The following is a 22,027-nucleotide window of genomic DNA, read 5'->3' as shown; positions in this document are numbered from 1 at the left end:
CTTAATCCCCTAAAGGGGGATCAGGTTGATAGGTTAAAAGTTAATTTTATTCTATGTGTCATCCACACCCTATGTAAAGGGGTAGAGGGGACTAATCCAGCTTCAATACTGCCATAAACGCCGATTGAGGAATTTCTACGTTTCCAACTTGGCGCATCCGTTTCTTACCTTGTTTTTGTTTCTCCAATAGCTTCCTCTTCCGGGAAATGTCACCACCGTAACATTTAGCAGTTACGTCTTTACGAAGGGCGCTAATGGTTTCTCTTGCTATTACTTTAGCACCGATTGACGCCTGAATTTTAATCTCGAACTGTTGACGAGGAAGAAGCTCCTTTAATTTTTCACAGATCCTCTTACCGAAGTCGTAAGCATTGCTTCTGTGAATTAAAGAGGAAAGAGCATCCACAGGTTCATCATTTAATCGAATATCTAATCTTACGAGGTCAGATTGACGGTAACCGATCTGATGGTAGTCAAACGATGCATAACCCTTTGATATGGTTTTTAGCCGGTCGTAGAAATCAAATACGATTTCTCCCATCGGCATTTCAAAAACCAACTCGACACGGTCTGAAGTAAGGTATGATTGATTAACAATAATTCCTCTCTTTTGAATACATAGAGACATTACCGGCCCAACAAATTCTGCCTTCGTAATAATATTCGCCTTGATATAAGGTTCTTCGATCTTATCAATCCTACTTGGGTCAGGAAGATCTGATGGATTGTTTACCTGTACCTCATCGCCCTTAGTAGTATATGCTATATAGGATACGTTCGGTACAGTGGTGATAACGGTCATGTTGAACTCCCGTTCAAGGCGTTCCTGGATGATCTCCATGTGAAGCATTCCAAGGAAACCACAACGGAAACCGAATCCTAATGCCGCAGACGATTCTGGCTCAAATACGATAGAGGCATCATTCAACTGCAGTTTATGCATGCTTTCGCGGAGCTCTTCATAATCCTCGGTATCAACAGGATAAATACCTGCAAATACCATTGGTTTAACTTCCTCAAAACCTTGAATAGCATCTTTCGAAGGGCGGTCAACCGTTGTTATGGTATCACCCACCTTAACTTCACGTGCTTCCTTTATTCCTGAGATAATGTAGCCTACATCACCTGTTTTAATCACATCTTTTGGCTGTTGCTGAAGTTTTAGCGTTCCAACCTCATCTGCAAAGTATTCTTTTCCGGTAGCAATAAATTTTACTTTATCTCCCTTTCTGATCTCACCATTCACTACCTTGAAGTAGGCGATGATACCGCGGAAGGAATTAAACACCGAGTCAAAGATCAAAGCTTGCAATTCTCCCTCCGGATTACCTACCGGAGCAGGAACGCGCTCTACAATTGCTCTTAAAATATCATAAACTCCCATTCCCGTTTTACCGGAAGCTGGAATAATATCTTCACGTTTACACCCGATCAAATCGATGATCTGGTCTTTTACCTCCTCAGGCATTGCGCCCGGAAGGTCCATTTTATTCAGGATCGGAATGATCTCCAGATCGTGCTCCAGTGCGAGGTATAAGTTGGAGATAGTTTGAGCTTGAATACCCTGAGCTGCATCTACAATTAATAATGCCCCTTCGCAGGCAGCAATAGACCGGGAAACCTCGTATGAAAAGTCAACGTGTCCAGGAGTATCGATAAGGTTAAGCACATAGTCTTCACCATCTTGTTTATAATTCATCTGGATGGCGTGACTCTTAATGGTTATTCCACGTTCACGCTCAAGATCCATATCGTCAAGCAATTGTGCCTGAGCTTCACGTTGAGTGATTGTATTGGTATATTCCAGTAATCGATCAGCTAATGTACTCTTTCCGTGATCGATGTGTGCAATAATGCAAAAGTTACGAATATGCTTCATTTGAACAACAAAGATAGACTTTTCATTAGAATAATTGTTGGGTCTTTGTTTACTTTTAGATTGCTGCAAAAGAGGGTGCAAGAAGGGTTTTTTGTTCTGGGAAGCTTCAATAATAAAAAAATAACTTTTTATGTTAAGTATGAATCTTAAAGATGGATTAAATATAGCACTGGCAGACCGTCTTGGAATAAGAGGAGAGGTAAATGTTATTCAGCCTGTCTCGGGTGGTTCTATCAATAATTGCTATTTGGTAAATTATTGTTCAAATCGGTTTTTTCTCAAAGTAAATAATGCGACAGAATACCAGGGAATGTTTATTGCTGAAGCTGCTGGTTTAAGGGCTATAGCTGAAACATGTAAAATAGCATCACCTGAAGTGATTGCATTTGGAGAAGTGGCTAATGAGCAATATTTGATCCTTCAGTTTATAGAAAGAGGAGTTAACTCACCTAAGGCCCAATCTACTTTAGGTACTCAACTCGCCGAAGTGCACAAGTGTTCAAATTCATACTATGGCCTGGACCATAATAATTACATGGGATCCATAAGTCAACAAAACGGAAAATTTGATTCGATAGCAGAATTCTTTACAGAGCAAAGACTGAAGGTTCAGGTTGAACTGGCATCAGCTCAAAGATTAATTGACAAAGAATTAAAAGGGAAGTTTGAGATTCTATTTAACAAAACTCAAGAAATTATTCCAGATCAGCCTCCCGCGCTAGTTCACGGCGATTTGTGGTCAGGTAATTATTTGATCGATTCTGCAAATAGCCCTTATTTAATTGATCCGGCGGTTGCATTTTCTCACCGTGAAGTGGACATCGCCATGACGCAGCTTTTCGGAGGTTTTGGCCCTGATTTTTATGCTTCTTACCAGGAAAGCTTCCCATTGGAAAGCGGATGGGAGAGGAGAGTTAGTTTTTGGAACTTGTACCCGCTGTTAATTCATCTAAACATCTTTGGACGAGGGTATCTGAACGATATACAACGCTGTCTTAAGCAATGGATATAAAAAACTACTATACCTCATGTCTTTGATAAGCATCGTGGAAATCATGGTTCATACCTTTAAACCGCTCAACAACACTGGCAATAAATTCTTCGTCAAGTAATTGAAATACTCCATCCAATCCACCTGTGACGTCCATTTCGGATAACTTGTAAGTTTGTTCTAATACTCCCTGTTCAAATTTAATCACAAACTTCATATTCATTGAGAAGATCGTAATCTTGCAATCCGGGCGTGGTAATTCCGCAACAACTCTCATAATTATATTATTCCAGCTAGTGGATCTTTTCCGTTTAAGGTGCCAAAGGTAGCAAGAGGTTTAAATCTTGCAAACAGTTCTTCGCTGTACCAGTTCTCATCCCTTGTCTTTTGAATTACCTCCCTGTGTTCAGTAGAACGATAAGCAAATGCTTTTACATCATCAAGACTTTCCCAAACAGAAAAAGTGGCCTGGCGAAAAAATGGAGTCTCACCAATGCCGAATGAGGTGATATATCCCTTTGCATCGGTCATAATACCTGCTACTTTATCTACATTTTGCCAGAAATTCTTTAAACGGTTAAACCTGATGGTAGCCCTTGTAAGAACAGCTACAGGTCCGTCAAATTGAATATTCTCAGAAGTCTTGAATGGATTTTGCTTATCCCAACTCCCATGACTTGCTATAGGGGTACTTAAAATGGTGTAAGTTTCCGTGCAGAAAGTCTTCCACCAGGAGGAGATGAATGAGGAATTCTTGAATGATTCAAATGCTTGTTGATCCTTCCAGACGGCGATTAGAGCCCATTGTTTATAGTCCGGCTTCAAATCAAAAGTGCCATTTTTTCCACTTCCCATTAACTTCCAGAAGCTGCAATTTCTGTTAAGCATAAGTGGGAGCCGGTGAAGGGCCATGGACATGAAGGCAAGGGGTACAAATAGGGGTTTGTATCTGACAATTGTTAAGGAAACCAGCATAAGGCTATACTAGAGAAATTATTCGAAATACTCGAATTATTGAAGGAAATAAGACAATTGGATGAATATAAAAAGAAAGCCGCCCCAGGAAGGAGGCGGCTTTGATGGGAATTAAGAATTCCTAGTATAAAGTTAACTCTACACGTCTGTTTTTTGCACGACCTTCAGGCGTGTCATTTGGTGCGATAGGTTGATATTCACCATAACCAGTCGCTTCAATTTTTGATGCATTCGCACCTTTTCTCACCAGGTATGATTTTACAGCTTCAGCCCTGTCTTTAGATAATTTAAAGTTGAACTTATCCGAACCAATAGCGTCTGTATGTCCTGAAATTTTCAAAGTATATCCATGGTCAACAAGTAGTTGAGCAAGTTTGTCCAATGATGGATATGAACTGTTACGAATGTTTGCCTTTCCAAACTCAAATTCCAGATTGTTAAAGGCATCTCTAAGTATGTCGGCAGCAAATTTAGGTAGCGGACAACCTGATCCATCAACGCGAACTGAATCTGGTGTATTTGGACATTTGTCGAATTTGTTAGCTACACCATCATTGTCGGCATCTCCAAGTTCGCGATCATATCTTGCACGATCTTCTTTCTGTAAACTGTCCAGTCTCGCAATTGCTCTCTTAAGGGCAGTGTCATCATATGGGTTACCAACTCTTGCCGAAGGATTGTACCATGACATTTGGTGTTTGCTTTTCTTTCCTAGAGCGATTTCCAGACCAATATGACTAAATGACCACTTATCATAAGTATTGCCATAATCATAGCTGTCAAAGCGGTCTGTCTTCATAAAGTTAATAGTGTAACCCATATCCAGATTAACACCTTTCCATAATCCAATTTTTAAACCTAGTCCCGCAGGAATAATGAAAGCCTCCCTGTACCCAGGTTCTGTGTTGCCTGAATTTACAGCCTCCGGTTTAAAATTGGAGTAGCCAATACCTGATTTAATATAAGGGCCGATCAAGCCAAATTCATCATGCATTTTGAAGTTGACGAATGTATAGTGGGCAGTAAGATTTGCCGCATATCCAAATTTCGTCGTATAAGATGAATTTTGGGTTATACCAAGAGGGGTTTGTGCTCTAATTCCTTTAACTTCTCCTCTCATCCAGTCAACCTGAAATCCAAATGCAGGGATGATCTGCTTTTTAACAAAAATTCCGTAACCGAATGTCTCAGTTGGGGTGCGGTAATCATTATTTTTGTTAGACCAGAACAAGGTATGAGGAGTTAATAGTCCTGCGAACGCACCTACTGACCATGTTCTTAAATGTTCTGCCCTGTAACGACCTGTACTGTCAGGTCCATTGTTTTGAGCAAATGTGCTGGTAGTTAGCGCGCCAAGAAGAAAGGAAAGTAATATAGTTTTTCTCAGTCTTGATCTTTTTCGATTTGAATTAGTACTTAGCGGGTCCGCTTTGTCGTCTTGTAAAAATTGTTTCATAGGGTGTACAGCCTCCTTACAGTTTTGAATTATTATTTATTTAATTATTGCTTAAATTTTTGTGTTTGTTCTTCCATAACACTTTTTCATGGAAATTTGTTTTTTTCACTATCAGTCGCCTTTAGCCGGAGATGTAGAACAACTATTTGATAGGATGGTATATTGCGTATTTAACCCATAGGTAAAATGATGGTGAAGCAGATACATAAGTTTAGTCCCCTGTTTTTTCAAGGAAAATTGTATTTCTATAAGTTGGCATTGTTACAACTTATTTGATCATAGATAGATATGTAATTTATAGACCCCTTTCTAACAAATTACTCACGTGCTGCCAAAGATAAGTTTTTATCCTGAAAGCGGCACATGAGTTTTTAAAAAATCAAGATTTTAAATCGTCACAAAAATAGATTTTCGCTCTATTGCCTGCGTATTTCGCGTTCGATGACCTTTTCCTTCAACATCTTCGACCAATAAAACATCTCCTGCACCAAAAATTCTTTTTTCACCAAGGGATGTTTCTATTTCGATCTCCCCATCTAGAAGGATAATATATTGCCGGGCAGGAGCGGTATGGAATTCGTAATCGTAACCTGGCGGAACTTTGCGGAAAATCAGGTTCTCTACTTTAAACTTGTCCGATAAATAGCCAATAGCTCCACCTGAATTCAAAGGCAATTTTAGCTCCTCAAAATGGCTATCGCCATTACCGTCTGAATATATTCTTGTTATCTTAAATTCTTCCATCTAGATTAGGATAAGATTATTAGCAAGCTTTATCTCTTCTGACTGGATAGTATGAGGGCGGCCTTTATAAACTTTTGAAGTCACTATGGCATTCAATCCTTCGATAATCCTAATACTTTCCTCTACTCTTGAAACGGGAACATGAGGATCCGGGTCGCCGGTAGTGATCAGGACAGGAGTTTCTTTGAAATCGCCTTTGTAGTTATTCATATTCAACTCCTGACCAATCAAGCCCCCCGTAAGGGCTATCACACCTCCAAATCTTGCCGCATTTCTGGTAACATATTCAAGACTTAAACAGGCTCCCTGGGAAAATCCCAGGAAGTAGATCTTGTCTAGTGGGATACCATCACTAATTATCTCTTTCACTGTCTCAGCTATAAGCTCTAAAGCTGAATCAAGGGCCGGTTGGTTTTCCTTTACTGGCGCCATGAAACTGTAGGGGTACCAGCTGTGATTTGTAGCCTGAGGAGCATATATTGCTGCATCGCCGAGTTGGAGATGATTTGCAAGGGAAATGATGCTTTCAGCAGAAGCACCTCTGCCATGTATCATGATTATCGCCTTTTTTGCTTCAGATGCAGGTAAGCCTGCTTTTATTATTTTTTTATCGTGTGTATACATGTTAATCGAGTTTTGCTAGTTTACTTGAAATATCTTCCCGGTACGCTTCATACTGTGCCGGCAGTTTTAGTCCGGTACCTAATTCCTCGACACTTTCATCTACTGCAAAGCCAGGATTATCGGTAGCGATTTCAAATAATACACCTCCTGGTTCGCGGAAGTAAAGGGAATAGAAGTAGTTCCTGTCAATTTTTTCTGTGATACCTAATCCATAATTCAGGATCTTTTCTCTAAAACGTAGTAACACTTCGTCATTCTCTACTCGAAACGCTACATGATGTACTGAACCACCCGCTACCTGGCCTATGACTTCTCCCGGAGCCTCTACCACATCAACAATTGCTGCGTCCTGAACATTGTCGGTAATAAAACGATACCGATTCACGTGCTCCTCTAATAATCGATAGCCGAAAAGTTTGGTCAGCACATCTGCTGTAGGCTGAAGCTTGTTAGTGGTGATTGTAATATTATGAAAGCCACGGGTTGCATTTTCAGCACTAACCTCAGTTGTTTCCCACGGTTGCCGTTTATCTGCAGTTTTTGGAACAACCAGTTCGAACTGTAAACCATCTGGATCTGTAAAGCCGAGATATTGTTCTCCAAATTTCTCTGACACCTTATTGTATTTGATATTGTTTGCTTCGAAGCGTTTCAACCAGAAATCAAGACTGTTCTCAGGAACAGAATAACCTATTTCAGTAACCTGTTGTGTTCCCCGGCGTCCTTTTTGAATACCTTCCCACGGGAAAAACGTTAATATAGATCCTGGTGTTCCTACTTTATCACCATAGTAAAAGTGGTAGGTATAGGGATCGTCAAAGTTTACCGTTTTCTTAACCAGACGTAAGCCTAATACACGAGTATAAAAGTCGAAGTTCCGTTTTGCTTCACCAGCGATTGCAGTGATGTGGTGAAGTCCTAAAATTTTATCTTCCATAGCGTTTATTTTTAATTTGAATCTCAGGCTTTGTATTTCCTGATTTGATGATTCAAATTTACAGCGCTATCAGAAGCCTTACATTGATGTAGGATAAGAATTGGGAGCTAGCTCTTTTTTATAAGGTTCGACTTGATGCGACTTAAAGATTCAGGTGTAATGCCGAGGTAGGAAGCAATCTGCTGCTGCGGTACCCGTTGCGGTATGGTAGGGTAACGCTTGATAAAATCAAGGTAACGTTCTTCCGCAGAGTTGGCAACCGTAGAATATAAGCGATTCTCTAGAACAGCGTAAGACCTTTGTAGCATCAGTCGAAAAACGCGTTCTAAATGTGGGATCTCCTTATACAATTGCTCTTTGCTTTCAAAGTCGATCATCAGAAGCTCTGAATCTTCAAGAGTTTCTATAAATAAATTGGAGGGTTTTTGTTCCGCAAAACTTGCAATATCACTTATCCACCAGTCTTCTACAGCAAATTGAAGAATTACCTCATCTCCATTATTGTCTATAAAATATTTCTTCACACAGCCTTTTACAATATAAGCCTCGAAGCGGCACACCTCTCCTTCAGATAACAGGAATGTTCTTTTCCTGACTTTTCGTGGTTTTAACTTTGAATGAAATAACTCAAGTTCTGCCTGGCTAAAAGGGGAGCAACGGGTAATATGCTTGTCAACTTCCTGGAACATCTTCAAAGATAGCTTCCCACCTTACATTTTCAAAACCTGCATAATATCCGTAGCTTGTAGGCCGTTTCCTTTTATCCAAATTACAAGGCTTTGTCGAATACATATTTCCAGAATCAGCTATCTCTCCTTAAAATAGAATACAACGAAGATTTACGTCAGTATCTTGAGCAAACTCAGTCGGCTACTATCTCAGACAGGCGGGCATTAGGACTAATCTGGTATCCAATAGCAATCAGAGGTACCGAAATTGGTCGGGGAGATTATATAACCGTGGAAGTAGAAAGGGCAAGTAATCAAGACATTTCCCATCAATTCCGCTCCGGCTCATCAGTCGCCTTGTTTTCTAATAACGATCCTCAGAAATGTCGTGTGGAAGGAACTATCGGCTATTTGAATAACAACCGGCTTAAGATTACTCTTCGAACAGATGATCTGCCCGATTGGGCTTCAGATGGAAAGCTAGGGGTAGAGTTATTATTCGATAACAATAGTTATGAGGAGATGGAACAGGCCTTAAAGCAAGCTGCGAAATTATCTGAGTCATCACCAAAGCCTCGCTTATTAGAAATTCTGACAGGCGGGGAGAAGCCTTCATTTCAGGAAAATATTCGATACGAATCACCCACTCTAAACCAGCAGCAGCAGGAGGCGGTAAGGAAAATTATGGCGGCTAATGATCTGGCCATCATTCACGGTCCCCCAGGCACGGGAAAAACAACAACCCTGGTGCAGGGAATAAAGGAGCTCTCACATCGCGAAAAGAACCAGATACTGGTAGTTGCGCCAAGTAATACTGCAGTTGATCTATTAAGCGAAAAATTGGCAGCTGAAGGGCTCAACGTGTTAAGGATCGGGAATCCCGTTCGTGTTTCAGAGAAATTGGTATCGTTAACCCTGGATGCTAAAATAGCAGAACATCCTTCGATGAAGGACGCAAAGAAGCTGAAGAAGCAGGCCTCGGAATATGTTAACATGGCTCATAAATACAAAAGGAACTTCGGAAAAGCGGAAAGGGAACAGAGGAAAGCGCTGTTCGATGAAGCCTATAAGATCCAGAAAGAAGTAAATCAAATTGAACAATTTATTGCCGATGATCTAATCAGCAAAGCTCAGATTATCACTGCGACCCTTGTAGGAGCAAATCATTACAGTGTAAGGGGATTGAAATACGAGACTGTTGTGATCGATGAAGCCGGACAGGCACTTGAACCAGGAAGCTGGATACCTATACTAAAGGCTAAGAAGATTGTCTTGGCAGGTGATCATTGCCAGTTACCGCCAACTATAAAATCAGAAGAAGCTGCAAAAAAGGGATTGAATACTACTCTGCTGGAGAAGCTAGTTAAATACCATCCCGAAGCAGTGACCCTGCTGGAAGAGCAATACCGGATGAATTCCCTGATCATGGCTTACTCATCTAGGGTGTTTTACGATAATAAGCTTGTCGCTCACCCTTCCGTTGCGAACCGAGTGATCTCTCCGGATGAACAGGCCCTTTCTTATATTGATACTGCCGGCTGTGGGTTCAATGAAGTTAAAGAAGGGGCGAGCTTAAACAATCCCGATGAAGCCGCTTTTTTGGTGAACCACCTTGCTGGTATTTCTGCTAAGTTTTCTGAGGAAACCAGTGTAGCCATTATCTCTCCTTATAGAGAACAGGTTTTGTTGCTGAAAAATCTAATTTTAGAAAATCCTGATCTAGAGCCTTTCCACAAAAATATATCTATCAATACGATTGATAGTTTCCAGGGACAGGAACGAGACATCGTTTACATCAGCATGACCAGAAGTAACGAAGATTCTTCGATCGGTTTCCTTTCAGATATCAGGCGCATGAATGTTGCCATGACCCGCGCCAGGAAGAAACTGGTCGTCATCGGTGATAGCGTTACTCTTTCACGTCATCCTTTTTACTCAAATTTTATAGAGCACACCGAAAAGGAAAACTCCTATCAAAGTGCGTGGGAATTTATTAATTGAGATTCCGGAAGCCTGAAGTTTATCAGTTATTTGATCGTAAGATGAGATAAATTACGCAGCCTTTAAAACCTGAAGTAGATCATCATCAATTGTTGAATACCACCAGCAACATGTAACATCTTGGCTTTGACTTTGGAAATGTTTTTCATAGGTAATTTACTATTAGTAAAAACTTTGCCAGACTTATATTTCTCTCTAAAAAGCTTAAAATGAATTATATAAGAGCCTGTTTTAAGCCATATGGCTGCTTTTATTGCTGCTTATTTAACAGAACAGGACGAGAGGTAGAATGGGTGTAGGTTTTCAGCTACATCGACTGTACTAAAAGACCATAAGTACTGCAGCAAAAATAGTCATGACTATTATGAACCAGCGGTACTTTTCTTCTGATAAACGTTTAACGATGGCAATGCCAATTGCTGCTCCTAAAACAATGGCCGGAGTAGTTGATAAAGCAAGCAGGGCCGTGTTAATATTAATAGTGTGCCATGCAAAAACATGCGAGGGGACTTTCGCCCAATTAATAATTAAAAAAAACCAGGCAGTTGTTCCTATATAAATGTTTTTTGGCAGTTGAACAGCGAGAAGATAAACAGCCATAACACTGCCAGCCAGGTTACCCACCATTGAAGTAAATCCTCCCAGAATACCCATTGTACCAGCGAAAACTTTATTATGAGGTATTTCCTTTTTATGCTGCTCCTGTTTTAACCATACCATTATTACAATACTTCCTAGTATGGTTACAGCCATAATAGCCCTGAAGGTCTGGTCATCGATCATTTTCCCTATAATAGTTCCCGCAACTATGCCAGCTATTGCATAGGGAATAAGCATTTGAAGATGCCTTACTGAAGCGTGTCTGTGGTAATACCACACCCCAATGACATCAGCAATGAGAAGGATGGGAAGCATGACGCCGCTGGAATTTTGTCCTCCAAACACCACAGCTAATAATGGCACAGAAAGCATTCCGGCGCCATGAACACCCGTCTTTGACATGCCACTTAACAGGGCTACCAGAAGTATAATGAGTATATCGGATATTTCAAGATGGTATGAGAAAAGATTGAATAGCAGCATGGACTGGGTTTTGAGCGGCGACCGCGAAGATAGCTCTAAGAAAGTACCTGAACAAATATCTATACTGTAGCGTTAGATGTTCTTTCTTCGTAATCTACTTATCCATTCATTAAACCTTCGAAAATGAAAAGATTGGTTTTTATAGCAGGAATTACTGCTTTGTTTACCTCCTGTGAAACTTTAGAAAAATCGCAGGCCACCGATTGCCCGCCTCGCATGTGTACAGAAGAGTTTCGGGCGGTGTCTGTGAAATTTATAGATTCAAATGGAAGTCCAGTTAAAGTTAAAAACTATACCTCCATCAATAAGCGTACTAATGCTTCGATGCTTAAAGGCTATGTTCCCGATACTGTTACTTCGGAAGGAATAGCATTAGTAGCGTCGGATGCAAATCTGGCCGATATTTCAGAAGCAGGGGATTCTGTTATTGTTACCGGTAAACATCCCGTCTCAAATAAAACTGTACGCGGCTCCTTCTTCATTACGGGAGGAAAATGTTCTTGCCATATAAGCAAAGTTTCAGGGCCATCAGAGTTAGCATTCAACTAGTTATGTAAATTATTTCCACAGGAGTGGGGAGTATTGGCCAATACTTTCTACGTTCCTGTGGCGAACTATACATTGCTTTTAGCATAAAACACTTCTTAATCTACTTTAAACGCATTTTTCTGGTTGAACCACTCTTCGGCTTTTATTTTGAAAAAGGCGATAACATATTAAGTACGAACAGCGTACAAAAGTTGAGTTTAAAGAAAAGGGAAAGAGTTTTATGAGTTTTAAGCCGTCTGAGAACCTCAGTAAAGAGGACGTGCAATCGGGATTAAAGTTGGTAATAGCAGACGGCTTGTTTGCTGAATCTATGGTTTCATTTACAGGAGGAGCATTCCTTGTAGCCATGGCTATTCATATGGGTGCATCAAATTTCCAATTAGGAGTTTTAGCCGCCCTGCCCACCTTCAGTAGTATTTTTCAATTAGTATCCGTTTGGTTAGTCAGGAAGTATAAAAACAGGAAAGCAATAGCGGTCATAGCTAATATTTTTGCCCGCTTTCCATTGATAATTATAGCGCTTCTGCCATATATATTCAGTACTTCTACCAGTGTGTCTGTATTGATTTTCTTCTTGTTCTTTCATTACTATTTCGGCTCAGTTGCAGGAGCTAGCTGGAATTCATGGATGAGGGATTTGGTTCCTACAGAACAGCTTGGTACATATTTTTCGCATAGAAGCAGATTAACACAAAGTTTAAACGTGGTGTTAAGCTTATCCATAGCGTTTTCACTCGATTATATTAAAGCACACTACCCCTCTTACGAATTTCAAGCCTATTCGGTGATGTTTTTAATAGGTGGAGGATTTGGGATGCTTGGGGTGCTAATGCTGGCCAAGACGCCCGAGCCCAAGTCGATGATGGTGAACGACAACCTGTTCCTACTACTTAAGAAGCCATTGAAGGATAAGAATTTCCGCAAGCTGCTTGCCTTCAATTCATCATGGGCGTTTTCTTTAAATCTTGCAACTCCATTTTTCTCAGTTTATATGATGAAAACTCTTGGAATTGAGCTTTCTTACATCATAGCCTTTGGAATTATCGCGCAGTTAAGCAGCATCTTTTCAATCAAAGTATGGGGAAGATATTCAGACCGCTTTAGCAACAAAACAATTATCAATATCTGTGCTCCCATCTACGTGCTTTGTATCCTTGCATGGGCCTTCACCGCGATGCCAGGATCACATATCGGTACTGTGATCATGTTGGTGGTAATTAATATATTCAGTGGTATCTCTACCGCTGGAATTAACTTGGGAATAGGTAATATCGGGATGAAACTAGCTCCTAAAGAAGAAGCCATCGTTTATCTTTCAGTAAAAAACATGACAGTAGCGTTTTTCTCTACTATCGCACCTTTGGTTGGTGGTTTGTTGGCTGATTTCTTCGCCAGTCATCAATTAGTATGGAGCTTTGAATGGAAAGGCGATGGAACAAGTTCTGTACTGCCGTTGGTGGATTTAAAAGGCTGGAGCTTTTTCTTCATCATAGGAGGAGTGATGGCATTATATTCATTAAGGATCTTAGGTGGAATAAGAGAACAAGGTGAGGTTCAGAAAGATAAAGTGGTTACCTACATGCGTACCAGGATTAGAAGGAGTGTGGTGAGAGAAGCTAAGGCTAGAAATCCTATAGCTTCCTTAAGAAGGGCAATGATGTTTTTCTTTTAGGGGTTTCATTTTAATTTCTATCTTTGCCCATGCAAGAAAAAATCATCATTCTTGACTTCGGCTCACAATATACCCAACTAATAGCCAGAAGAGTAAGAGAACTAAGCGTATACTGCGAAATTCATCCGTACAACAAGCTTCCTGAATTTGATGAAACTGTAAAAGGAGTTATTTTCTCCGGAAGCCCTTTTTCTGTAAGACAAGAGGATGCTCCTCAAATCGTTGTTGAAGAATTCCATAATAAATACCCTCTTTTAGGTGTTTGTTACGGAGCTCAGTATCTTGCTCATTCTTCAGGTGGTGAAGTTATTCCTTCAACTATTCGTGAATATGGAAGAGCGAATCTTCATTTCATTGAAGAAAGCCATCCTTTGATGAAAAATATTCCGAAAGATTCTCAGGTGTGGATGTCCCATGGTGATACCATTAAAGAAATCCCTGCAGAATTTGAAGTAATTGCAAGTACAGACTCAGTACATGTTGCCGCTTACCATATAAAAGGCACAAAAACTTACGGGATTCAATTCCATCCAGAGGTAACCCACAGTACTGATGGTAAACAACTTCTTGAAAACTTCTTGGTAGATATTTGCGGTTGTAAACAAGATTGGACCCCAGATTCATTTGTTGAAACTACCATTGCTTCATTGCGTGAGAAGATCGGAAATGATAAAGTCGTTTTAGGTTTATCAGGAGGTGTTGACTCGTCTGTAGCTGCTATCCTTTTACACAAAGCTATTGGTGCAAATCTTCACTGTATATTCGTTGATAACGGTTTGCTTCGTAAAGATGAGTACGAGCAGGTGCTTGAATCATACAAACACATGGGACTAAACGTTCGTGGTATTGATTCTAAAGATCGGTTCTTAAGTCAGCTGAACGGTGTAAAAGATCCTGAGCAAAAACGTAAGATAATAGGTCGTGTATTTATCGAAGTATTCGATGATGCTGCTCACGAAGTGCAGGACGTTAAATGGTTAGGACAGGGAACTATCTATCCGGATGTGATCGAGTCCATCTCTGTTAAAGGACCTTCTGCGACGATCAAATCTCACCATAATGTTGGTGGTCTTCCTGACTTTATGAAGCTTAAAGTTGTTGAGCCTTTAAATACTTTGTTCAAAGATGAGGTTCGTAAAGTAGGTAAAACTTTAGGTATTGATGATATCATCCTTCAACGTCACCCATTCCCAGGCCCAGGTTTAGCGATACGTATTCTCGGGGAGATCACTCCTGAGAAAGTCGCGATCCTCCAGGAAGCTGATGCTATTTATATTAATAATCTGAAAGCTTCCGGCTGGTACGATAAAGTTTGGCAGGCTGGTGCTATTTTCCTTCCGGTTCAGTCAGTAGGGGTAATGGGAGATGAGCGTACTTACGAAAACGTAATTTGTTTACGTGCTGTAGGTTCAGTAGATGGAATGACTGCAGATTGGAGTCATCTTCCATACGAACTTCTTGCAAAGATCTCTAACGAAATTATCAATAATGTAAAAGGCATTAATCGCGTTGTTTACGACATTAGCTCTAAACCTCCGGCTACTATTGAGTGGGAGTAAGATTTTGCCCCACCGGCTCAAGATGTAAAGTCGGGCCCTCTTGAGAAGGAGGATTAAGTTTCGATTTTACTTTTGCATAAAAATTCATGGTCCGTGTTTTGCACGGACCTTTTTTTTAACTATAATCATACGCCTTGCCGGTTCCCCCTTTAGGGAGCAATGGGGCTAGCTAAATATGGCTTTTAAATACGAAAATCAACTTAAGACATTTCTTCGCATAGTGGATGAATATCCTGGGGATGTGCCATTAACAAAGTTCCTCCCGGCCTTTTTTCGCGAGAATAAACAAATGGGTAGCACCGACCGGCGTGTGGCAAGTGGCTTGTTGTACAATTACTTTCGCCTGGGGAAAGCCTCTCCTAACCTTATTCCAAGCGAGCGTTTATTTCTTGCAGAATTTCTATGCAGCTCTTCTTCCTCTGCTTTTTTGGAGCATTTTAAGCCGGAGCTGAACTTAAAAATAGAGCAGCCGCTTGAAGAGAAGCTGAATTTTCTTGAATTGTCAGAACTGGGTTTTAAGTTAGAAGATGTCTACCCTTTTTATCAGCATTTATCAGAAGGGGTAGACAAAAGAGAATTTCTTAAATCAATCTTCATTCAGCCTGACCTCTTTATTCGAATTCACCGCGGGAAGGAACGGCTCGTAAAATCAAGATTGTCTGATGCGGGGATTTCATTTGTTGAAGAATCAGAAACAAGCCTGCGTTTGCCGAATGGAACAAAGTTGGACCAGATCTTTGCGGGGCAATCAGCATTTGAAATACAAGACCTTTCTTCACAGCAGGCAGGGGAGTTCTTTCAACCGAACAAGTGGGATTACTGGTGGGATTGCTGTGCAGCCTCTGGCGGGAAGTCATTACTTATTCATGATCAGGAACCTACAATTAAGCTCTTGGTTTCAGATGTAAGAGAAAGCATTCTGGAAAATCTCGACGAACGTTTTAGAAATGCAGGTATTCTGAAATATCAGAAGAAGGTTATCGATCTCCTACAGAATCCTGATCCTGTCCTTCATGATTTCTCTTTTGATGGGATCATACTTGACGCGCCATGCAGCGGTGGAGGTACTTGGGGAAGAAGTCCCGAAATGATCAGCCAATTCAGAGAGGGAAGGATCAATTCTTTTCAGAACTTACAGCGTTCCATCATTAAAAATGTAGTTAAATATCTTAAACCAGGAAAGCCGCTGGTTTTTATTACATGCTCTGCCTTTAAAGAAGAAAACGAAGAGAACGTAGTTTATCTTCAGCAGGAGTTAGGCCTTGAACTGGAAGAGCAAAAAATACTAAAAGGATATGAGCATAAAGCGGACACAATGTTTGTTGCGAGACTGGTAAAGCCGTAATAAAACTAAATCCCGGTATTGGACCTAAAAAGCTTGATGGCTATAGCCAGCAGGATTATTCCGAAAGCTTTCCGTAATACATGCAACCCGGACTGACCCAGCAAGTGTTCAATCCGGGTCGTATTTTTTAGTACCAGAAACACGAAACACATATTGATGATGATCCCTACGAGGATATTTTGAGTGTCGTACTCTGATTTCAGGGATAGCAAAGTTGTCATCGTACCTGCGCCGGCAATTAGCGGAAAGGCGAGAGGTACAATGGACACTGTGTCAGTATGCTCTTCCTTAAAAAACGTTACTCCCAGGATCATCTCCATGGCTATTACAAAGATCACAAGGGAACCCGCAATTGCAAAGGAAGCATTATCCAGACCTATGAGCTTAAGTAATTCATCCCCAAGATAAAGGAAAACAACCATCAAGCCCCCCGATACCAACGTCGCTTTTCCTGATTGAATACGACCTGCTTTCTGCCTTAAGGCTATTACAACAGGTATCGAGCCAATGATGTCTATAATAGCAAAGAGAATCATTGTAACGGTGAGTATCTGCTTTCCGTCCAGAGATAAAAAGTTAATCATACTAAATAAGGTACTTATGAGAGAGCAAATACAAAATGAAATAGATTCAAAAGAGTTTTGCTCGGTGGTAAATTTAGTGAACTAGGAGTTGCGTCGCAGAAAAATTTGGTATAAATCGTAGGCGAGTTTGGATAGTTTTGCAACTAGATTTTTGGTAAACGAAAAGAGGGAGACCTTTTGGACCTCCCTCTTGAATTACTATACGTTTTGCTATTTCTTATACATCTACTTCTTCGAGCTTATCCTTATTTAAGAATACGAATTTTTTATCGAACACATCCAGCAGGATTCGGCTTTCTTTGTCTACTTTTCCAGCAAGGATCTCTTTAGACAATTCATTCAGTATACGTTTTTGAATAACCCTTTTCAAGGGCCTTGCACCAAATTGAGGGTCGTAGCCGAGTTGGGCCAGCCAGTCGAGCGCTTCCTCGGATGCATCGATCTCTATTCCCATATCCTCAAGTGTTTGCTGAACCTGTTTGAACTGCAGTGCAACAATGTCACGAATTTCACTTCTATTTAACGGAGTGAACATGATCAGCTCGTCAATGCGGTTCAGGAACTCAGGACGAATGGTCTGTTTCAGCAATTCGAACAGTTGGTTCTTTGTTCGTGCAACCACTTCTTCGCGGTTGTCTTCATCCAGCGAACTGAAGTTTTCCTGTATCAAATGAGAACCAATGTTGGAAGTCATGATGATGATCGTATTTTTAAAGTTCACCACTCGACCTTTATTGTCAGTTAAGCGGCCATCATCCAGTACCTGCAACAAGATGTTGAATACATCGGGATGTGCTTTTTCAATTTCATCCAATAGTATAACACTGTAGGGCCGGCGACGAACAGCTTCTGTTAACTGACCACCTTCATCATATCCCACGTATCCCGGAGGAGCACCGATCAATCTTGAAACGGCATGACGTTCCTGATATTCACTCATATCGATACGCACCATGCTTTGTTCATCATTGAAAAGGAACTCTGCCAATGCTTTAGCCAGCTCGGTTTTACCAACTCCTGTAGTTCCAAGGAAGATAAATGAACCGATTGGTTTACGTTTATCATGTAAGCCCGCACGAGAGCGGCGAATTGCGTCGGAAATAGCTTCGATAGCTTCTTCCTGACCAGCAACACGTTTGTGCAGTTCTTCTTCCAGATGCAGCAGTTTTTCACGTTCGCTCTGGATCATTTTAGTCACAGGAATACCAGTCCAGCGGGAAACTACGCCTGCTATATCTTCAGAAGTAACTTCCTCTTTAAGCATGCGATTGCCGTCAGATTGTTTTTCCTGAAGTTCTTTCTTCAGGCGCTCCACCTTATCCTGCGATTCCTTGATCTTTCCGTAGCGAAGCTCTGCCACCCGTCCGTAGTCACCCGCACGTTCTGCCTGTTCAGCCTCAAGTTTGTAATTTTCAATCTGTTCAACTTCGTGGTTAATGGCATCAACCAAGTCCTTTTCAGACTGCCATGCAGCCCTTAGCGAATCACGATCTGCAGAGAGATTGGCAATTTCCTCACTCAATTCTGCAACCTTTTTCTCGTCGTTTTCACGTTTGATCGCCTCACGCTCGATCTCCAGTTGCATGATCTTTCTTTCCAATTCATCTACAGCCTCAGGAACGGAGTCCATTTCCAGTCGCAATTTCGAAGCAGCCTCGTCCATAAGGTCAATGGCTTTATCTGGTAAGAAACGATCGGAGATGTAGCGCTGAGATAGTTCCACTGCCGCAATGATCGCTTCGTCCTTGATCCTCACCTTATGGTGGGTTTCATAGCGTTCTTTCAACCCACGAAGGATAGAAATAGCGTCCTGGGTGTCGGGCTCGTCTACCATTACCTTTTGGAAGCGACGTTCAAGCGCTTTATCTTTTTCTAAGTACTTCTGATACTCGTTAAGCGTTGTAGCTCCGATTGCACGAAGTTCTCCGCGGGCTAAGGCTGGTTTCAGAATGTTTGCAGCATCCATTGCGCCTTCGCCACCACCTCCCGCACCTACCAGGGTATGGATTTCGTCGATGAACAGGACGATCTCGCCATCGCTTTGAGTAACCTCTTTCACTACGGCCTTCAAGCGTTCTTCAAACTCTCCTTTATATTTAGCACCTGCAATCAGGGCTCCCATATCAAGTGAGTAAACGGTTTTAGTTTTGAGATTCTCAGGAACGTCACCTTTGATAATACGGAAGGCAATACCTTCAGCAATAGCGGTTTTACCAACTCCCGGTTCACCGATCAGGATCGGGTTGTTTTTGGTACGCCGTGAAAGGATCTGAATAACTCTTCTGATCTCATCATCCCGCCCAATCACCGGATCGAGTTTTCCTGATTCAGCATACTCGTTCAAGTTACGGGCATACTTGTTTAAGGCGTTATAAGTTGCCTCTGCATTTTGGTCGGTAACCTTATTATCGCCTCGTAACTCTGTAATGGCTTTCTTCAGGTCTTTTTCTGTAACGCCTGCATCTTTAAGCATATTACTGGATTTATCACCTGCGTTCAGAATACCAAGGAGAATGTGTTCTACCGAAACAAACTCGTCTTTGAATTCTTTCAGATAGCTCTGTGCTTTAACTAAAGCAGCGTTTGCAGAAGAAGAGAGGTAGATATTACTACCAGATACTTTTGGAAAACTTTGTATTTCTGCGTCAAGAACCGTATTTATCCGGTTAACGTTGACGTTTAATTTCTTTAATAGGTAGTTGATCACGTTCTCGTCAACCAAAAGCAATCCCTTCAGCAAATGAGCGTTTTCAATAGCCTGTTGTTGATTGCCAACTGCTATTTCGGAAGCCTTTTGTACTGCTTCCTGTGCCTTGATTGTAAAGTTGTTGAAATTCATGCTTTACCTTAAGCAAAAGATTTGCCAGCAACATGGAACATTTATTTCCTGAAAATTTGTCTTTTAGTTTTTATGAGGTACGACTAAAAGTCTGCCCGTTAATGATTTATACTGTAAAAATGTCGGGTAAGGGAGCAATATCCCTAATTTTCTCCTAATAGATAATGGAATACAGGTTATTTATTTTGCAATAGGCGATAGTAGAGACAAGCTCCTTAAATCTTCGTGATCCTAAACTCCGTTCTCCTGTTCTGCTTTCTTCCAACTTCGGTTGCATTATCAGCTACGGGTTTTGTTTTTCCATAGCCTTTATAACTTAAACGAATTGGCGATATCTTGTTGGAGATCAAATATTGGTATACTGCTTTTGCTCTGTTTTCTGATAGTAGTAGATTGGATTTTTCATCACCCACATTATCTGTATGGCCACTGATTTCAATAGAAACTTTAGGGTTAACTGTAAGAAAGCTGATCAGCTGATCTAGTTCAGCTTTTGATTCCTGCAGTAAAGTAAATTTATTAGTGTCGAAGAAAATATTATTCAAGACTACAAAGCCACCTTCTTTTATTTTATTCAGTGCCGCCTTTATTAAAAATGGTTGATCTGATTCACTGGTCCCTTTCAAAGAAAAATTATGCGAATAGAATAAATATCCTTCTTTCTCGATCTCCAAAGCATAATTTTTTCCACTTGGCATAGTTGCTATAAAAGACCCCTCTTCTGCATTATCTTCATATACCGGGTTGTTAGCGCTTAACTCCATCACTTTAACTCCTGCTGCCAGTGCTTCTCCTGTTTCAGCATCCGTGATACTACCTTTAACATAAGTAACCGGCTCGGGTCTGAGGGATTTAGCTAATTCAAATGAATAGAGGTCCATTCCTCCCATTCCTCCTTCTTTGTCAGAGGAAAAATAGGCCGTTCTTCCGTTGGTGCTGACCGTTAAGCCACCCTCATCTTTATAAGTATTAATTGGATAGCCAAGATTTACAGGCTTCTGCCACCTGCCGTTATTATCCAGCTTGCTAAAAAACAAGTCCCTTCCTCCCAGGCCTGGCCAGCCCTTTGAAGAAAAGTAAATTGTTTTTCCATCAGGATGAATGAAAGCAGATTCTTCATCATAAGGGGAATTAATTTCGGGACCAAGGTTCTCAGGAGTCGACCAACTGCCATCCTTCAGCAAATTAGTTTTCCAGATATCAAAACCTCCTAATCCTCCGGGTCTGCTGCTGACAAAATACAGTGTGCGGCCATCTGCGCTGATGGAGGGTTGTGATTCCCATGTATTACCGTTTACTGGTGCTCCCAAATTGAAAGGCTTGCTCCATTCATTGCCCTCCCTATGGCAAACATATATATCGCACCTTCCTAAACCATCGGGTCTGTTACATCCCGTAAAAAAAAGATATTTCCCATCAGGGGAGATACATTGAGAGCCTTCATTGAAAAGAGTAGTGTTAATATTTGAGCTTAAATAGCTTGCCTTCTGCCAACTGGAATTACCAGAGCGCGTGCTGTGATAGAAATCTTCATTGTTGTTATTCTTCCTGGTGAAGATCAGATTGTTCTCGTCTGCTGTAACAACCGGCAGGTATTCATCTGCTGAAGAGTTCACCCTAGGGCCAATATTTTGCGGATTGAAACCAACCGGTCTTTTCAGCGCTTCAACAGAGAATTCGGCATCTGCCAGATATTTCAAAAGCAGCTTTTTCCTGATTTCACTGAGGTTTGGGGTAGAACTATATTCCTTTAAATGAGTCAATGCAGAGGCATAGGCGCCCGTGCGTAATTCACTTTCTCCCAAATTGAAGTATAAAGACGGATCTATTTTAGGATTAAGTTCAGCAACCTTTTTATAATTCTCTTTTGCTTCCTCAAACCTTTGTAGGCGGCGTAAAATATCACCAGAGAGAAAATAGGCCTCAACAAATCGATTGTCCTCAGACACGGCCGACTTTAACTCATCCAAAGCTTTTGTATACTGATTAGTAGACAAAAGCTGGTTTGCCAGCTCGTACGATTTTAAAGCCTTCTTATTTTGCGAAGATAAAGACTGTGCGAAAACGCCAGAGAAACAAAAAGAAAGGACTAAAGCCAAAAAAGTTTTCATGGTACTCATG

18 protein-coding genes are annotated in these 22,027 nt (G+C 41.0%); 6 read left to right on the top strand and 12 right to left on the bottom strand.

Annotation, left to right across the window (positions count from 1 at the left end; all coding sequences use genetic code 11):
* Positions 1-91: 91 nt before the first annotated feature.
* Positions 92-1,879, bottom strand: coding sequence for a translation elongation factor 4 (gene lepA, locus J4N25_RS03880; protein ID WP_207420832.1), 1,788 nt, complete (start codon positions 1,877-1,879; stop codon positions 92-94).
* 139 nt (positions 1,880-2,018) lie between these two features.
* Here lepA and J4N25_RS03875 point away from each other — a divergent pair, with 139 nt between their 5' ends.
* Positions 2,019-2,891: a fructosamine kinase family protein gene (locus tag J4N25_RS03875; protein ID WP_207420831.1), complete on the top strand. Its 873-nt coding sequence runs from the start codon at positions 2,019-2,021 to the stop codon at positions 2,889-2,891.
* Positions 2,892-2,898: 7 nt separating this feature from the next.
* Here the strand turns inward: J4N25_RS03875 and J4N25_RS03870 are convergent, their stop codons facing one another.
* The 7 genes from J4N25_RS03870 to J4N25_RS03840 form a co-directional block, all read right to left on the bottom strand.
* Entirely contained in the window at positions 2,899-3,147 is a 249-nt protein-coding gene (locus tag J4N25_RS03870) for a hypothetical protein (RefSeq protein WP_207420830.1), read from the bottom strand.
* 2 nt (positions 3,148-3,149) lie between these two features.
* Entirely contained in the window at positions 3,150-3,758 is a 609-nt protein-coding gene (locus J4N25_RS03865) for a DUF3291 domain-containing protein (RefSeq protein ID WP_242695768.1), read from the bottom strand.
* Between the two features lie 208 nt (positions 3,759-3,966).
* Positions 3,967-5,301 carry a DUF6089 family protein gene (locus J4N25_RS03860; protein ID WP_207420828.1) on the bottom strand — a complete coding sequence of 445 codons (1,335 nt, stop codon included), beginning with the start codon at positions 5,299-5,301 and terminating at the stop codon, positions 3,967-3,969.
* 387 nt (positions 5,302-5,688) lie between these two features.
* Positions 5,689-6,045 carry a cupin domain-containing protein gene (locus J4N25_RS03855; RefSeq protein ID WP_207420827.1) on the bottom strand — a complete coding sequence of 119 codons (357 nt, stop codon included), beginning with the start codon at positions 6,043-6,045 and terminating at the stop codon, positions 5,689-5,691.
* The gene (locus J4N25_RS03850; protein ID WP_207420826.1) at positions 6,046-6,669 is read right to left on the bottom strand and encodes an alpha/beta hydrolase; all 624 of its coding nucleotides are present in this window, start codon (positions 6,667-6,669) and stop codon (positions 6,046-6,048) included.
* Position 6,670: 1 nt separating this feature from the next.
* Complete coding sequence (locus J4N25_RS03845) at positions 6,671-7,606, bottom strand: ring-cleaving dioxygenase (RefSeq protein ID WP_207420825.1); 936 nt, start codon at positions 7,604-7,606, stop codon at positions 6,671-6,673.
* A 107-nt stretch (positions 7,607-7,713) separates the two neighbouring features.
* Positions 7,714-8,295 carry a Crp/Fnr family transcriptional regulator gene (locus tag J4N25_RS03840; protein ID WP_207420824.1) on the bottom strand — a complete coding sequence of 194 codons (582 nt, stop codon included), beginning with the start codon at positions 8,293-8,295 and terminating at the stop codon, positions 7,714-7,716.
* A gap of 90 nt (positions 8,296-8,385) precedes the next feature.
* Between J4N25_RS03840 and J4N25_RS03835 the strand changes: the two genes are divergently transcribed.
* Positions 8,386-10,275 carry an AAA domain-containing protein gene (locus J4N25_RS03835; protein ID WP_207420823.1) on the top strand — a complete coding sequence of 630 codons (1,890 nt, stop codon included), beginning with the start codon at positions 8,386-8,388 and terminating at the stop codon, positions 10,273-10,275.
* Between the two features lie 321 nt (positions 10,276-10,596).
* Here J4N25_RS03835 and J4N25_RS03830 read toward each other — a convergent pair whose 3' ends face one another.
* Positions 10,597-11,358: a sulfite exporter TauE/SafE family protein gene (locus J4N25_RS03830; protein WP_207420822.1), complete on the bottom strand. Its 762-nt coding sequence runs from the start codon at positions 11,356-11,358 to the stop codon at positions 10,597-10,599.
* Positions 11,359-11,481: 123 nt separating this feature from the next.
* Here J4N25_RS03830 and J4N25_RS03825 point away from each other — a divergent pair, with 123 nt between their 5' ends.
* From J4N25_RS03825 to J4N25_RS03810, 4 genes are all read left to right on the top strand, one after another.
* Entirely contained in the window at positions 11,482-11,907 is a 426-nt protein-coding gene (locus tag J4N25_RS03825) for a hypothetical protein (RefSeq protein WP_207420821.1), read from the top strand.
* 220 nt (positions 11,908-12,127) lie between these two features.
* A complete protein-coding gene (locus J4N25_RS03820) occupies positions 12,128-13,579 on the top strand; it encodes an MFS transporter (protein ID WP_207420820.1) in 1,452 nt (483 codons plus the stop codon).
* Positions 13,580-13,608: 29 nt separating this feature from the next.
* Positions 13,609-15,138 carry a glutamine-hydrolyzing GMP synthase gene (gene guaA, locus J4N25_RS03815; protein WP_207420819.1) on the top strand — a complete coding sequence of 510 codons (1,530 nt, stop codon included), beginning with the start codon at positions 13,609-13,611 and terminating at the stop codon, positions 15,136-15,138.
* 175 nt (positions 15,139-15,313) lie between these two features.
* Positions 15,314-16,483, top strand: a complete 1,170-nt coding sequence (locus J4N25_RS03810) for an RsmB/NOP family class I SAM-dependent RNA methyltransferase (protein ID WP_207420818.1) — start codon at positions 15,314-15,316, stop codon at positions 16,481-16,483.
* A gap of 5 nt (positions 16,484-16,488) precedes the next feature.
* On the opposite strand, the gene J4N25_RS03805 is transcribed toward J4N25_RS03810, so the two are convergent.
* From J4N25_RS03805 to J4N25_RS03795, 3 genes are all read right to left on the bottom strand, one after another.
* Positions 16,489-17,067 (bottom strand): MarC family protein, encoded by a 579-nt coding sequence (locus J4N25_RS03805; protein ID WP_207420817.1) that lies wholly within the window; start codon positions 17,065-17,067, stop codon positions 16,489-16,491.
* 217 nt (positions 17,068-17,284) lie between these two features.
* Entirely contained in the window at positions 17,285-19,906 is a 2,622-nt protein-coding gene (clpB, locus tag J4N25_RS03800; protein ID WP_207420816.1) for an ATP-dependent chaperone ClpB, read from the bottom strand.
* A gap of 215 nt (positions 19,907-20,121) precedes the next feature.
* On the bottom strand, positions 20,122-22,026 hold the full coding sequence (locus J4N25_RS03795) for an OmpA family protein (protein ID WP_242695767.1): 1,905 nt from the start codon (positions 22,024-22,026) through the stop codon (positions 20,122-20,124).
* Position 22,027 lies beyond the last annotated feature (1 nt).

The sequence above is a fragment of the Desertivirga brevis genome, assembly GCF_017355835.1.
Note: the sequence above shows the minus strand (reverse complement) of the source record. Positions and strands in the feature narration are given on the sequence as shown.

Excerpts from the sequence above, each read along its gene's own strand:
- lepA (WP_207420832.1), bottom strand. The coding sequence starts at position 1,879 with ATGAAGCATATTCGTAACTTTTGCATTATTGCACACATCGATCACGGA.
- J4N25_RS03875 (WP_207420831.1), top strand. The coding sequence starts at position 2,019 with ATGAATCTTAAAGATGGATTAAATATAGCACTGGCAGACCGTCTTGGA.
- J4N25_RS03870 (WP_207420830.1), bottom strand. The coding sequence starts at position 3,147 with ATGAGAGTTGTTGCGGAATTACCACGCCCGGATTGCAAGATTACGATC.
- J4N25_RS03865 (WP_242695768.1), bottom strand. The coding sequence starts at position 3,758 with ATGCTTAACAGAAATTGCAGCTTCTGGAAGTTAATGGGAAGTGGAAAA.
- J4N25_RS03860 (WP_207420828.1), bottom strand. The coding sequence starts at position 5,301 with ATGAAACAATTTTTACAAGACGACAAAGCGGACCCGCTAAGTACTAAT.
- J4N25_RS03855 (WP_207420827.1), bottom strand. The coding sequence starts at position 6,045 with ATGGAAGAATTTAAGATAACAAGAATATATTCAGACGGTAATGGCGAT.
- J4N25_RS03850 (WP_207420826.1), bottom strand. The coding sequence starts at position 6,669 with ATGTATACACACGATAAAAAAATAATAAAAGCAGGCTTACCTGCATCT.
- J4N25_RS03845 (WP_207420825.1), bottom strand. The coding sequence starts at position 7,606 with ATGGAAGATAAAATTTTAGGACTTCACCACATCACTGCAATCGCTGGT.
- J4N25_RS03840 (WP_207420824.1), bottom strand. The coding sequence starts at position 8,295 with ATGTTCCAGGAAGTTGACAAGCATATTACCCGTTGCTCCCCTTTTAGC.
- J4N25_RS03830 (WP_207420822.1), bottom strand. The coding sequence starts at position 11,358 with ATGCTGCTATTCAATCTTTTCTCATACCATCTTGAAATATCCGATATA.
- J4N25_RS03825 (WP_207420821.1), top strand. The coding sequence starts at position 11,482 with ATGAAAAGATTGGTTTTTATAGCAGGAATTACTGCTTTGTTTACCTCC.
- J4N25_RS03820 (WP_207420820.1), top strand. The coding sequence starts at position 12,128 with ATGAGTTTTAAGCCGTCTGAGAACCTCAGTAAAGAGGACGTGCAATCG.
- guaA (WP_207420819.1), top strand. The coding sequence starts at position 13,609 with ATGCAAGAAAAAATCATCATTCTTGACTTCGGCTCACAATATACCCAA.
- J4N25_RS03810 (WP_207420818.1), top strand. The coding sequence starts at position 15,314 with ATGGCTTTTAAATACGAAAATCAACTTAAGACATTTCTTCGCATAGTG.
- J4N25_RS03805 (WP_207420817.1), bottom strand. The coding sequence starts at position 17,067 with ATGATTAACTTTTTATCTCTGGACGGAAAGCAGATACTCACCGTTACA.
- clpB (WP_207420816.1), bottom strand. The coding sequence starts at position 19,906 with ATGAATTTCAACAACTTTACAATCAAGGCACAGGAAGCAGTACAAAAG.
- J4N25_RS03795 (WP_242695767.1), bottom strand. The coding sequence starts at position 22,026 with ATGAGTACCATGAAAACTTTTTTGGCTTTAGTCCTTTCTTTTTGTTTC.